This window comes from Pseudomonas sp. UM16, assembly GCF_050312595.1.
GTDB lineage: Bacteria > Pseudomonadota > Gammaproteobacteria > Pseudomonadales > Pseudomonadaceae > Aquipseudomonas.
Window position 1 is genome coordinate 160,140 of record NZ_JBNPJT010000001.1, and the last position, 12,708, is coordinate 172,847.

A 12,708-nucleotide genomic window follows, 5' to 3' on the forward strand; every position below is an offset into this window, starting at 1 on the left:
TGCGTCAACGGCAAAAAAGTTGTGTCGAGGCAGGGATTTTTCCCATGGCACAGAGTCGCAATACTGCACGCCTCTTTTTCAGTAGCCCTCCACAGGAGCTCTTACATGTCCATTCCTCTGCTCGGCCTCGGTACTTTCCGCCTTAAAGACCAGGTCGTGATCGACTCGGTCAGCCAGGCCCTGGAACTTGGTTATCGGGCCGTCGACACTGCACAGATCTACGGCAACGAAGCCGAGGTTGGCCAAGCGATAGCCGCCAGCACTGTGGCCCGCGACGAGCTGTTTCTGACCAGCAAGATCTGGACCGAGAATCTGGCTGCCGACAAGCTGATCCCGAGCCTGAAGGCAAGCCTGGGCAAACTGCGCACCGAGTACCTGGACCTGACCCTGGTCCACTGGCCTTCACCCAAGGGCGCAGTGCCGGTCAGTGAGTTCATGGGTGCACTGGCAGAAGCCAAGGCCCAAGGCCTGACCCGCCAGATCGGTGTGTCCAACTTCACCATTGACCTGCTGCGCCAGGCCATCGACGTGGTCGGTGAAGGTGTCATCGCCACCAACCAGATCGAACTGCACCCCTACCTGCAAAACCGCAAGCTGGCCGCGTTCATGCACAGCCAGGGCATTGCTGTGACCTCTTATATGACCCTGGGCTATGGCAAGGTGCTGGAGGATCCGCTGATCCAGCAAATTGCCGCGCAGCACCACGCCACCCCGGCGCAGGTAACCCTGGCCTGGGCCATGCAGCTGGGCTATGCGGTGATTCCGTCCTCTACCCGGCGCGAGAACCTGGCCAGCAACCTCAAGGCCAGCGCACTGACACTGAGCAGCGATGACATGGCGAAAATCGCCACACTCGACAGCGGCCTGCGCCTGACCAGCCCGGACAGCCTGGCACCGGCTTGGGACTAACCCTGATCGCTGCAGGCCTGCGCAAGCTTCAGATAGCGCAAGGTGTGTTGCTGACCGGCTGAGTCGAGATAAATCATGCTGGCCTGGACCACGTCGCAAAGCTCGGTGTCAGGCTCACTCATGGTCAGCACCCGGGCGATATCCAGTGGCATGCCGTAGTGGTAAACAGCAATTGATTCGCTAGCCTGGGCGCTGGCGCTGACCAGCAGGCCCAGGCACAACAGAGTTCGCAGGTACATGGCGACGCTCCTGTATGCGCAAGAGGTTCGCCGACCCGCCGGAGAACCCCGACCTTTAAAGTGTGGCGCGTTGATGGCCAAGCGTCGGGCGAGGGGATCAACGGCAACGGCCGGGCGGATCGGTTAATCTGCACGCCTGTCATTTGCCCGCGGATTCGCCCCAGCATGGAACTTCATATCAGCCTGCAAGGCAGCAAAGGCCTGGCCGAACAGCTCTACCAGCAATTGCGCGAAGGAATCGACAGCGGGCGCCTGGCGGCGGGCACACAACTGCCGCCGACGCGGCTATTGGCCGAGCAATTGGGGGTGTCGCGCAAGACCGTGGCCGAAGCCTATTCGCGCCTGACTTACGACAACCTGCTCAGTGGCAAGGTCGGTAAAGGGACGTTCATCACCCCGGCGGCGACCCGTTTGCCTGCTGCCAGCACCACCCTGCCCCTGGCCAGCGCTACCACCCTGGCCAAATGGCGCGCGCGTGCCAACCTGTTGGCGGACCTTGCCCCCAGTACCTTGCGTTACGACTTCATTGGCGGCGCGTCGAGCAAGGCTCAGTTTCCCTTCGACGACTGGCGCCGCTGCAACCAGTACGCGTTACGTCAGATCCGTCGCGGCAGCGCCCGCTATGCCGCTCATCAGGGCTTGCCAGAACTGCGCGAAGCCATCGCCCGGCATATCGCCTTCGCCCGTGGCGTACGTTGCGACAGCGCCGATGTATTGGTGTGCAACGGCGCCCAGCAAGCGCTGGACCTGATCGCGCGGATTCTGATCGAACCGGGCTGCCAGGTCGCCATGGAAGACCCCGGCTACACCCCAGCACGCCAGCTGTTTCTGTCCCAGGGTGCGCAGTTGCAGTACGTACCGGTGGATGCCCAGGGCATGTGCGTGGAGCAGATAGCCGAAGGCACCCGACTGATCTACGTCACCCCTTCCCACCAGTTTCCGTTGGGCATGCCAATGAACCTGGCACGGCGCCAGGCGTTGTTGGCGCGTGCCGCCGAACTGGGTGCAATCATCATCGAGGACGACTACGACAGCGAGTTTCGCTACGAGGGGCGGCCCTCCGATTCACTGCAAAGCATGGATCGTCATGGCCTGGTGGCCTACGTCGGCACCTTCTCGAAAACCCTGCTGCCGGAGCTGCGCCTGGGCTATACCGTCGTCCCGCAAGCCCTGCGCGAAGCCATTTGTATCGCCAAGCAGTTGACCGACTGGCACACCCCGACCCTGAGCCAGTGGGCGTTGGCGCGTTTTATCAGCGAAGGCGCGTTGCTCAAGCACATTCGCCGCGTACATGACGTGTATGCCGCCCGCCGCGAACGGATCCTGCAGCGCTTGCAAGGTGACCTGGCGCCGTGGTTCGACGTGGTGCCGGCCACCGCCGGCTATCACCTGAGCGCCCTGGCCAAGGACGATATGGACATGGAGTTTTTGATCAGCATGGCGCGCAAGGTCGAGGTCGGACTCTACTCCCTGGCACCCTTCTACGCCCAGGCGCCGGTACGTTCGGGGTTGCTGCTCGGCTTTGGCGCGATTGAATTGCTGGACATCGATCCGGCCCTGGACCGGGTGCGCGACACCCTGCAGACCCTCGGCTGATTGGCCTCCTGAGATTCGGCGCAATTGGCTATTCGAGCAGTAGCCGTGCAGCGGTAAGGTAGTGCCATCGCCGCCTGACGCGCAAACCCACTGGAGAATAGAGATGAGCAATCGTATTGAATGGGCCAAACACGCGCCAGAAGCCTACAAGGCCATGGTGGGCCTGGAGATGGCCCTGGGTAAGTCCGGGCTGGAAACTTCGCTGCTTGAGCTGATCCGCCTGCGGGCCTCGCAAATCAATGGCTGCGCCTATTGCGTCAACATGCACGCCAACGATGCGCGCAAGGCCGGCGAAACCGAGGCGCGCCTGCAGACCCTCAGCGTCTGGGAAGAAACCGCCTACTTCACCCCGCGCGAACGCGCCGCCCTGGCCTGGACCGAGAGCCTGACCCGCCTGCCCGATCTGCGTGCGCCGGAGCATCAGTACCGTGCCCTGCTCGAACATTTCAGCGAATCGGAGGTGGCCAACCTGACGCTGGCGGTTGCCACTATCAATGCCTGGAACCGCTTTGGTGTCGGTTTCGCGATGATCCCAGGCTAAACCATCCGCACCATGAAAAACGCCCTGCACTGCAGGGCGTTTTCGTGTCTAGCGCTTAGCCAGCCGGTGTCGGCATCACCGGCGGGGTGTACTCCAAGGTGGTCCCCAGCAACCACAGCAAGAACAGCACCAATGGCGCATGCACCAAAAGCTGAACGAAGGAGAAGCCGATCAGGTCACGTGCCTTCAGGCCCAACACCCCGAGCAGCGGCAGCATGTAGAACGGATTGATCAGGTTCGGCAGTGCTTCGGCGGCGTTGTAGATCTGCACCGCCCAGCCCAGGTGGTACTGCAGGTCATTAGCCACCAGCATTACGTACGGTGCCTCGATGATCCACTTGCCCCCGCCAGACGGGATGAAGAAGCCCAGCACTGCTGAGTACACGCCCATCAGCACGGCATAGGTGTCGTGAGTCGCGATCTGCACGAAGAAGGTGGAAATATGATGCGCCAGAGTCTGCGCATCGACACCCTGGACCTGCGTGAGGATGGCGGCGATCGAGCCGTACAGCGGGAACTGGATTAGTACGCCCGTCGTCGTCGGCACCGCGCGCCCCACAGCATCGAGGAAGCTGCGTGGCCGCCAATGCAGCAGAGCCCCCAGCATAATGAACAGGAAGTTGTAGGTGTTGAGCCCGGAAATCGCGTTGATCGCGGGCTTGGTCGAGAACTCGTGGTACAGCCAGCCCGCCGCCAGGAACACCAGCAGCAGGGTCAGGATCGGGCTGTATTCCAGCCACTCGCCGGGACGACTGCGCTTGGCCGGTGGCGGCAGCGAAAAGCTTGGGTCAATACCGCACGCCTCGGCGGTGCGGGCACTGCTGGGGCCTGGTGCGGTGGCATAAGCGACCACCAGCGACACCAGCAACAGGGCCAGCAGCAACACCCCGGACTGCCAGAGGAAAATGGTCTCGGTGAATGGAATCACCCCGGTGATTGCCAGAATCGACGGCGGCAGGCTGGCCGGGTTAGCTTGCAACTGTGCAGCCGAGGACGACAGGCCCAACGCCCAAACCGCACCCAACCCCAGGTACACTGCAGCGCCAGCGGCGCGGTAATCCATGTGCAGGTCGGTGCGACGTGCCAGGGCGCGAACCAGCAAGCCACCGAACACCAGTGACAGGCCCCAGTTGAGCAAGGACGCCAGCATTGAGATCAGCGCCACCCAGCAGACCGCCGAGCGGCCATTTTTGGGCAGGCGCGCCAAGCGATCGATCAACTTGACCGCGGGCGGCGAACTGGCCACCACATAGCCGCCAATCACCACGAAGGCCATTTGCATGGTGAACGGAATCAGGCTCCAGAAGCCATCGCCAAAGGCCTTGGCGGTGTCGGTAGGCTTGGCGCCCATGGCCATGGCGGCAACCGAGACCAGAATCACGGCCAGGGCGGCAAACACCCAGGAGTCGGGGAACCAGCGTTCAGCCCAGTTTGAGCAGCGCAGGGCAAAGCGAGCGGAGCGGCTGTCTTGGATATCAGCGGCCACGGGGGTTTCCTTTTATTGGTTTTATTGGAACGACTACAGGCCCCATCGCCGGCAAGGCCGGCTCCTGCAAAAGAATGCGTGGTTCTTCTGTAGGAGCCGGCCTTGCCGGCGATAGGGCCTGAGCAAGTAATGCAACAATCAGATCAGAAGGTCATTTCCTTCACATCGTCCGGCACGATCAGTTTGCCGGCCGTCTTCTCGATGATCTCTTCCACCGTCACCCCTGGCGCAGTCTCACGCAGGATGAAGGCGCCGTTTTCGATCTCAAGGTAGGCCAGGTCGGTGAGCACCTTGCTGATGCAGCCGGCGCCGGTCAGTGGCAGGCTGCAGCGTGGCAGCAACTTGGACTCGCCGTCCTTGGAGGCGTGGGTCATGGTGACGATGATGTTGTCGGCACCGGCCACCAGGTCCATCGCCCCGCCCATGCCCTTGACCAGCTTGCCAGGGATCATCCAGGAGGCGATGTTGCCTTGCACATCCACCTCGAAGGCGCCGAGCACAGTGAGGTCGACATGCCCACCGCGGATCATTGCAAAGGATTCGGCGGAGTTGAAAATCGACGCACCGGTGCGAGCGGTCACTGTTTGTTTGCCGGCGTTGATCATGTCAGCATCCAGCTGTGCTTCGGTGGGGAATTCGCCCATGCCGAGCAGGCCGTTTTCCGATTGCAGCATGACGTCCATATCGGCCGGGACGTAGTTGGCCACCAGGGTCGGAATGCCAATGCCAAGATTGACGTAGTAGCCGTCCTTGAGTTCGCGGGCGACGCGCTGGGCCATTTGTTCGCGGGTAAGTGCCATGGTCAGGATCTCTTTGTTGTTCTGTTCGGGGACGGTTCAGGCTTTGAGGGTGCGTTTTTCGATACGCTTCTCGAAAGTGCCGACAATCACCCGGTCGACATAGATACCCGGGGTATGGATCTCGGTAGGCAGCAGAACGCCCGGCTCGACGATCTCTTCGACTTCGACGACGGTGATCTTGCCGGCGGTAGCGGCCAGCGGGTTGAAGTTCTGCGCCGTGTTGCGGTACACCACGTTGCCGTAGTGGTCGGCCTTCCAGCCCTTGACGATGGCGAAGTCGCCAGTGATGGCTTCTTCCAGGATGTACTTGCGACCATTGAACTCGCGTACTTCCTTGCCTTCGGCAACCGGCGTGCCGTAACCGGTAGCGGTGAAGAACGCCGGGATGCCGGCACCGCCTGCGCGCATTTTCTCGGCCAGGGTGCCTTGCGGGGTGAGTTCCACTTCCAGTTCGCCGCTGAGCAGCTGGCGCTCGAACTCGGCGTTCTCACCGACATAGGAGGCGACCATTTTGCGGATCTGGTGATCTTCGAGTAGCACCCCCAGGCCAAAGCCGTCGACGCCGCAGTTGTTCGAGACCACAGTCAGGCCCTTGACGCCACGGCGCTTGATCTCGTTGATGAGGTTTTCCGGGATGCCGCACAGGCCGAAACCACCCGCCAGTACCGTCATGTTGTCTGTCAGGCCTTCAAGAGCCTGTTCATAGGTTGCTACGCGCTTGTCCAGTCCGGCCATGCTGATCCGCCTTTTGTAGTTGTTGAACCGACAGGGGTGTCGGCGAGCGTGTGGCCCATCTTCACCTCTACAGACTTATTTGTTAATTTTGTTTTTATGATTGTTTGATAAATTTTTCAAAAGAATAGACCACGCCGATGAACGTCAAGCAGCTGCGCGCCTTTGTCACCGTTGCCAAATACCAGAGCTTTGCCCAGGCCGGCGAACACCTGCACCTTTCGCAGCCAGCCCTGAGCCTGACCATCAAGGCGCTGGAAGACAACCTCGGCGGCGCCTTGCTCAGCCGCACCACCCGCAGCGTCAGCCTGACCCCCGAGGGAGAGGTGTTGCTGCCACTGGCCCGGCAACTGCTGGCCGACTGGGACAACACCGAGGAGCTGCTGCGCCAGCGCTTTACCTTGCAACTGGGGCGGGTGTCGATTGCCGCCATGCCGGCCTATGCCGGTAATCTGCTGCCGACAGTGCTCAAGGTGTTTCGCCAGCGCTACCCGCGGGTCAACGTCACCGTGCATGACGTGATCAACGAGCAAGTACTGGAACTGGTCCGTCACCGCCGCGTCGAACTGGGCATCGGCATTGAACCTGAGGCGAGCGCGCCAATGCTGTTCAAGCCGCTGTACCTGGACCGTTTTGTCGCCGTGGTGCCAACCGATTCACCGTTGGCCCAGCAAGCTGAAGTGAGCTGGCACCAATTGCTCGCCGAAGACTTCATCGCCTTGCAGCGCCCCTCGGCGGTGCGCTTGTTGCTGGAGCAGCACCTGGCAGCCGAGCACGGCAAACTGGCAGTGGCGTTCGAGAGTCATCAGCTATCGACCATCGGCCGCATGGTTGCCAACGGCCTGGGGGTCAGTGCGGTGCCGGCTTTATGCATCGGCCAGATGCAGGAACTCGGCGCGCGCTGTGTAGCGCTGGTCGACCCGATCATCGAGCGACGTATTGGCGTCTCACTGCTGGCTGACCATAAACTCTCGGCAGCGGCTCAGGCGCTGCTCGATCTATTACAAGAACATTCCCGCTATCAGGAGGTGTCATGCGCACAGTGAAACTTGCCGACAAAAACGTTCCGGCCATCGGCCAGGGCACGTGGTACATGGGTGAAGACCCGGGCCAACGCAGCCGTGAAGTGGCCGCGCTGCAACAAGGCATCGAACTGGGCCTGACACTGATCGACAGCGCTGAGATGTACGCCGAAGGTGGGGCTGAAGAGGTGGTCGGCCAAGCGATCGCCGGGCGCCGCGAGCAGGCATTCGTGGTCAGTAAGGTTTACCCGCACAATGCCAGCCGCAGTGGTATTCCAGCAGCCTGCGAGCGCAGCCTCAAGCGCCTTGGCACTGATCATATCGACCTGTACCTGCTGCACTGGCGCGGCCAGTACCCACTGGAGGAAACCGTCGAGGCCTTCGAGCGTTTGCGCGAGGCGGGCAAGATCGGCCGTTGGGGCGTGTCGAACTTTGATGTCGATGACCTGCGCGAACTGCACAACCCCGACTGCGCCGCCAACCAGGTGCTGTACAACCCTGCCCAACGCGGTATCGAGTTCGACCTGCTGCCCTGGAGCCACAAGCGCCAGTTGCCCACCATGGCCTACTGTCCGTTGGCCCAGGCCGGGCGTTTACTCAAACACCCTACCCTGATCGAAATTGCCGAGCGCCATGGTGCAACGCCGGCGCAGGTGAGCCTGGCCTGGGTAACGCGCCATGACGATGTGATTGCTATCCCTAAAGCGGTAAATCCTGAGCATGTGCGCTTGAACGCGGCGGCGGCCAGCCTGACCCTCAACAGCGAAGACCTGCGCGCTATCGACCGCGCCTTTGCCGTGCCGACGCGCAAGCAGCATTTAGCGATGGTTTGAATGTAGGAGCCGGCCTTGCCGGCGATGGGCTGCATAGCAGCCCCCTGCACTCAACGAAAATCCCGACTGCGCACATCCAACCCCTGCAACAGAACACTGAGGTCCTCCAGGCGCTGGGCAATCAGGTGGCGCACCCCGCTCTCGCACTCCAGGCGCCCACTCACGCGCAACAACTGCGAACCGACCAAGGCCCGCCGCTGGCGCTCGGCCAGGTCACGCCAGACCACGACATTGACATTGCCAAACTCATCTTCAAGGGTGACAAAGGTCACGCCACTGGCCGTTCCCGGGCGCTGGCGCCCGGTTACCAACCCCGCCACGCTGACCTTGTCGCCATGCTCAGCATCCTCTAAAGCTCGAGAACTGCGGCAGCCCAGAGCGTTGAGGCGACGCCGCAGCAAGCTCAGCGGATGCGGCCCCAAGGTGGTGCCGACACTGGCGTAATCGGCAAACATGTCCTCGCTCACCGAGGGCTGCGGCAAGCTCACCGGTGCCTCCACTGGCGCCTCGATGCCCGCGAACAACGGCAACTGCGCCTGCACCGCCGCCACGCTCCAGCGCGCCCGGTAACGATCGCTGGCCAGCCCACGCAAGGCACCGGCATCGGCCAGCAGTTCGCGGGCACGGGCATCGAGTTGCGCCCGCAGGCAAAGATCACTGACATCACGCCAGCCATACTCAGCGCGGGCCCGCTCGATACGCTCGGCATCCTGCTGGCGAAAACCACGAATCTGGCGCAAGCCCAGACGAATCGCCAAGGCCTGCCCTGCCCCCGGCTCCAGGCTGCAATCCCAGTCGCTGTGGCAGACATCCACCGCGCGGATCTCGATCCGGTGCCGACGGGCGTCCTGAAGAATCTGGTCGGGGCTGTAAAAGCCCATCGGCCAGCTATTGATCAGTGCACAGGCATAGATCGCCGGCTCATGGCACTTGAGCCAGCAACTGGCGTAGGTCAGCAAGGCGAAACTGGCCGCATGCGACTCGGGAAAGCCATAACTGCCAAAGCCCTTGATCTGCTCGAAGATACGCTCGGCGAATTCGCTGCTGTAGCCGTTAGCGAGCATGCCGCTGATCAGCCGTTCGCGGTGCGGTTCCAACCCTCCATGACGCTTCCAGGCTGCCATGGCCCGGCGCAACTGATCGGCCTCACCCGCCGAATAGCCGCCAGCGACCATCGCCAGCTCCATCACCTGTTCCTGAAACAAGGGCACGCCCAGGGTGCGCTCGAAGACGTTCTTCAAGGCTTCGGAGGGATAGCTCACGTCTTCCAGGCCCTGGCGTCTGCGCAAATACGGGTGGACCATATCGCCCTGGATCGGCCCGGGGCGGACGATGGCCACCTCGATCACCAGGTCATAAAAGTCCTTGGGCTTGAGCCGCGGCAGCATGGCCATCTGCGCTCGCGACTCAATCTGGAACACCCCGACCGTGTCGGCGCGGCCAATCATTTCGTAGGTTGCCGCACAATCGGCGGGGATCGTCGCCAGGGTTAGCTCACGGCCGCGGTGGCGGTACAGCAGGTCGAAACAGCGGCGCAAGGCGCTGAGCATGCCCAAGGCGAGAATATCGACCTTGAGCAGGCCAACCAGGTCAAGGTCGTCCTTGTCCCACTGAATCACCGTGCGCCCCTCCATGGCGGCGTTCTCCACCGGCACCAGGCTGTCCAGCGGCTGCTCGGAAATCACGAAGCCACCGGGGTGCTGGGACAAGTGCCGAGGGAAGCCGATCAGCTCGGCGGTAAGCGCCAGCACCCGGCGCAGCAACGGGCTGTCGGGATCAAAACCGGCTTCACGCAACTGCTCCGGCGCTGGCAAGCGATCACTCCAGCGCCCGCAACAATCTGCCAGGGCATTGATCTGCGCCACCGGCAAGCCGAGCACCCGGGCAATGTCACGCACCGCGCCAGCGGCATGGTAGGTACTGGCAACCGCAGTCAGGGCTGCGCGGTGGCGACCGTAGCGGGTGAACACGTACTGCAGCACTTCTTCACGCCGCTCATGCTCGAAGTCAACGTCAATGTCCGGCGGCTCATCACGCTCGCGGGAGAGGAAACGCTCGAACAACAAGTGGCTGTGCATCGGGTCCAGCTCAGTGATGCCCAACACATAGCACACCACCGAGTTGGCCGCCGAACCGCGGCCCTGGCAGAGAATGCCCTGACCGCGGGCAAACTGGACGATGTCGTGAACGGTGAGGAAATAGCTTTCGTAGTTCAGCTCGGCAATCAGCTCGAGCTCGTGCTCCAGGGCTTGGCGTGCCTTGTCTTCGAGACCTCCCGGCCAACGCCAGCGTTGCCCCTGCTCACATAGGTGGCGCAACCAGCCGCTGGCGGTCTGCCCGCCAGGCACCAGCTCGCGAGGGTACTGGTAGCGCAGTTGGCTGAGGTCGAAACGACAACGGGCGGCGATGCGCAGGGTTTCTTCAAGCAAGGCCGGCGGGTACAGCTCGGCCAGTTGCGTCAACGGTCGCAAGTGCCGCTCGCCGTTGGCGAACAGGCGTTGGCCGGCCTCGGCCACGCTGCAGTGATGACGGATCGCGGTCATGCTGTCCTGCAAGGCACGCCGCCCGCGGGCATGCATGTGCACATCGCCCGTGGCCACGGCAGGAATGCCCAGAGAAGCGGCCAACGCCAGCAGCCGTGGCAGGCGCACACCATCGTCGGCGCCGCGGTGCAACGCCACCGCCAACCACAGGCGTTCGGCAAAACGTTCGCGCAACCAGTGACCGAGCGCCAGGTCCTGGTCGCCTTCGTCGGGCACCCACAGGGCCAGCAAACCCTCCAGCGGCACATCGAAGTCTTCACGTAGCAGTTGATAGCTGCCCTTCTGCGCCCGGCGCCGCCCTAGGGTGATGAGCCGGCACAGGTGCTGGTAACCGATCAGGTTCTCTGCCAGCAGCACCAGTTTGGGCCCTTCGTGCAGGCGCACTTCACTGCCGACAATCAATGGCAGCTCCACCGCCCTCGCCGCCTGCCAGGCCCGGACGATCCCGGCCAAGGTGCATTCGTCAGTGATTGCCAGTGCCTGGTAGCCCTGTTGGCGGGCGCGCTGGAACAGCTCCTGGGCGCTGGAGGCACCGCGCTGGAAGCTGAAGTTCGACAGGCAGTGCAGTTCGGCATAGGCCGCTGGCGTGTTCATGCAAACCACCCCTGCAGCCACAGCGGCCCGTCTTCGCCAAGGTTGCGATAGGCCCAGGCATACAGCCCGGTCGGGGTCTGTACCCGGTAATAGTCGCGCCGCACATCACCACCGTCCCACCAGCCAGACTCGATCCGTTCGGCCCCGGTAAGCAGTTGCACGCCCACGCCCGTCAAAGCCTGGGGCTCGGCCAGCAACCAGCCTGGGCGCAGCGTTGCAGGTGTGACGGGCGCCAACCTGGCAGCGTTGTCCAGGCGCCAGGCGCATTCCGGTCGATGATCGGCCTGGGCCGACACGCTATGCACTGCGCTATCACCCAGGCGTGCGCGCAGGCGTTCGCGCAGTTGCTCCCAAGGTTGGTTCTGCTGCGGCCGTGGATCGAACAGCTGGCCATGCTGCGGCACAAAGGCCGGCAGGTCTTCGGCCTGCAGGCGCAGGTTGCGCACCGGTGCCGTCAGTTGCAGCTGCTCAAGGCGCCCACGGGCCAGCTCGAAAAGCATCAGCGGGTCACGTTCGGCGGCCAGCAGCCCGACGTTAACGCAGGTGTCAGGCCCTTCAGCGTGCTCCAGGTGCAGGGTAAAACGCTGCACGCCACTGTCGCGCCCCGCCAGGAACGCCGTCAGGTCGTTGATCAGGCGGCGCAGCGGAAACAACAAGGCCTGGTGCGACTCAACATCGAAATTCAGCTCCAGGCGAACATCGAAACGATCCGGCGGCAAGTAGAAGGTCAAGGCCATGGGCCGCAGCCCCAGCAGGCGGTCCAGGTGCAGTTGCACCTCCGCGGCAAAACGCCGGGCCACAGCCTCACGCGGCAACGCCATGACCTGGCCGAGCCGCTGCAGGCCCATGCGGGCAAAGGCGCTGGCTGCCTGCGCAGGCAACCCAACCCGGTCGATGGGCAACTGCTCAAGCGCAGCGCGGGTTTGCTCGGGGCACTCGAGCGCCAGGCCATCGTGACAGTTGGCGAGCATGCGCGCCGCCACCGGGTTGCTGGCCAGGACAATCCGGTGACGAAACCCCAGGGCCGTCAGTTCGGCGCGCAAACGCGCTTCGAATGCAGGCCAGGGGCCAAACAGACCAAGGCTGGACTCGACCTCCAGCACCAGTACCCGCGGGTAATGCAGGCTGACCTGAGAACTGAATTGATAAGCCCAGGCGGCGAGTAGTTGCTGCAGCGCGTCGATAGCCGCCGGGTCATGGTCAACGCAGGTGAAATGCCCCGCCAGCGCCTGAGCGGTGGTCAACGGTTGCCCGGCGCGCAGGCCCAAGGCCGCCGCCGCCGGGTTGACGGCCTGCAACACGCGACGCTGAGGTGGGCCACTGAGCAGCACCAGCGGCGCGTCGGAGTCGGGACGCCCGCGCAGCACCGCGTCGAGTGCCAGCTGCGGCAGCAGGATACAGGCCCAAAGCATG

The 12,708-nt window shown here is 63.0% G+C and carries 11 protein-coding genes; 5 read left to right on the forward strand and 6 right to left on the reverse strand.

Annotation, left to right across the window (positions count from 1 at the left end):
* Positions 1 to 105: 105 nt before the first annotated feature.
* On the forward strand, positions 106 to 909 hold the full coding sequence (gene dkgB / locus ACQRAX_RS00700) for a 2,5-didehydrogluconate reductase DkgB (protein ID WP_412037661.1): 804 nt from the start codon (positions 106 to 108) through the stop codon (positions 907 to 909).
* Here the strand turns inward: dkgB and ACQRAX_RS00705 are convergent.
* On the reverse strand, positions 906 to 1,148 hold the full coding sequence (locus ACQRAX_RS00705; protein ID WP_412037660.1) for a DUF2790 domain-containing protein: 243 nt from the start codon (positions 1,146 to 1,148) through the stop codon (positions 906 to 908). The genes dkgB and ACQRAX_RS00705 overlap by 4 nt on opposite strands.
* 165 nt (positions 1,149 to 1,313) lie before the next feature.
* Between ACQRAX_RS00705 and ACQRAX_RS00710 the strand changes: the two genes are divergently transcribed.
* Complete coding sequence (locus tag ACQRAX_RS00710) at positions 1,314 to 2,744, forward strand: PLP-dependent aminotransferase family protein (RefSeq protein WP_412037659.1); 1,431 nt, start codon at positions 1,314 to 1,316, stop codon at positions 2,742 to 2,744.
* A 103-nt stretch (positions 2,745 to 2,847) separates the two neighbouring features.
* Entirely contained in the window at positions 2,848 to 3,285 is a 438-nt protein-coding gene (locus tag ACQRAX_RS00715) for a carboxymuconolactone decarboxylase family protein (RefSeq protein WP_412037658.1), read from the forward strand.
* 55 nt (positions 3,286 to 3,340) lie between these two features.
* Here the strand turns inward: ACQRAX_RS00715 and ACQRAX_RS00720 are convergent, their stop codons facing one another.
* From ACQRAX_RS00720 to ACQRAX_RS00730, 3 genes are all read right to left on the reverse strand, one after another.
* Entirely contained in the window at positions 3,341 to 4,771 is a 1,431-nt protein-coding gene (locus tag ACQRAX_RS00720) for a short-chain fatty acid transporter (protein WP_412037657.1), read from the reverse strand.
* 143 nt (positions 4,772 to 4,914) lie between these two features.
* On the reverse strand, positions 4,915 to 5,571 hold the full coding sequence (locus tag ACQRAX_RS00725) for a CoA transferase subunit B (RefSeq protein WP_412037656.1): 657 nt from the start codon (positions 5,569 to 5,571) through the stop codon (positions 4,915 to 4,917).
* 36 nt (positions 5,572 to 5,607) lie between these two features.
* Positions 5,608 to 6,306, reverse strand: a complete 699-nt coding sequence (locus tag ACQRAX_RS00730; protein WP_045183840.1) for a CoA transferase subunit A — start codon at positions 6,304 to 6,306, stop codon at positions 5,608 to 5,610.
* 137 nt (positions 6,307 to 6,443) lie between these two features.
* On the opposite strand from ACQRAX_RS00730, the gene ACQRAX_RS00735 reads away from it, so the two are divergent.
* Both ACQRAX_RS00735 and ACQRAX_RS00740 read left to right on the forward strand, forming a co-directional pair.
* Positions 6,444 to 7,349: a LysR family transcriptional regulator gene (locus tag ACQRAX_RS00735; protein ID WP_412037655.1), complete on the forward strand. Its 906-nt coding sequence runs from the start codon at positions 6,444 to 6,446 to the stop codon at positions 7,347 to 7,349.
* On the forward strand, positions 7,337 to 8,158 hold the full coding sequence (locus ACQRAX_RS00740) for an aldo/keto reductase (protein ID WP_412037654.1): 822 nt from the start codon (positions 7,337 to 7,339) through the stop codon (positions 8,156 to 8,158). The genes ACQRAX_RS00735 and ACQRAX_RS00740 overlap by 13 nt, the downstream gene beginning before the upstream one ends.
* A 50-nt stretch (positions 8,159 to 8,208) precedes the next feature.
* On the opposite strand, the gene ACQRAX_RS00745 is transcribed toward ACQRAX_RS00740, so the two are convergent.
* Together ACQRAX_RS00745 and ACQRAX_RS00750 are read right to left on the reverse strand one after the other, a co-directional pair.
* Positions 8,209 to 11,316 (reverse strand): error-prone DNA polymerase, encoded by a 3,108-nt coding sequence (locus ACQRAX_RS00745; protein ID WP_412037653.1) that lies wholly within the window; start codon positions 11,314 to 11,316, stop codon positions 8,209 to 8,211.
* Positions 11,292 to 12,707: a Y-family DNA polymerase gene (locus tag ACQRAX_RS00750; protein ID WP_412037652.1), complete on the reverse strand. Its 1,416-nt coding sequence runs from the start codon at positions 12,705 to 12,707 to the stop codon at positions 11,292 to 11,294. The genes ACQRAX_RS00745 and ACQRAX_RS00750 overlap by 25 nt, the downstream gene beginning before the upstream one ends.
* Position 12,708 lies beyond the last annotated feature (1 nt).

Coding starts and splice junctions, on each gene's coding strand:
- dkgB (WP_412037661.1), top strand. CDS start 106: ATGTCCATTCCTCTGCTCGGCCTCGGTACTTTCCGCCTTAAAGACCAG.
- ACQRAX_RS00725 (WP_412037656.1), bottom strand. CDS start 5,571: ATGGCACTTACCCGCGAACAAATGGCCCAGCGCGTCGCCCGCGAACTC.
- ACQRAX_RS00705 (WP_412037660.1), bottom strand. CDS start 1,148: ATGTACCTGCGAACTCTGTTGTGCCTGGGCCTGCTGGTCAGCGCCAGC.
- ACQRAX_RS00730 (WP_045183840.1), bottom strand. CDS start 6,306: ATGGCCGGACTGGACAAGCGCGTAGCAACCTATGAACAGGCTCTTGAA.
- ACQRAX_RS00715 (WP_412037658.1), top strand. CDS start 2,848: ATGAGCAATCGTATTGAATGGGCCAAACACGCGCCAGAAGCCTACAAG.
- ACQRAX_RS00735 (WP_412037655.1), top strand. CDS start 6,444: ATGAACGTCAAGCAGCTGCGCGCCTTTGTCACCGTTGCCAAATACCAG.
- ACQRAX_RS00710 (WP_412037659.1), top strand. CDS start 1,314: ATGGAACTTCATATCAGCCTGCAAGGCAGCAAAGGCCTGGCCGAACAG.
- ACQRAX_RS00740 (WP_412037654.1), top strand. CDS start 7,337: ATGCGCACAGTGAAACTTGCCGACAAAAACGTTCCGGCCATCGGCCAG.
- ACQRAX_RS00750 (WP_412037652.1), bottom strand. CDS start 12,707: ATGCTTTGGGCCTGTATCCTGCTGCCGCAGCTGGCACTCGACGCGGTG.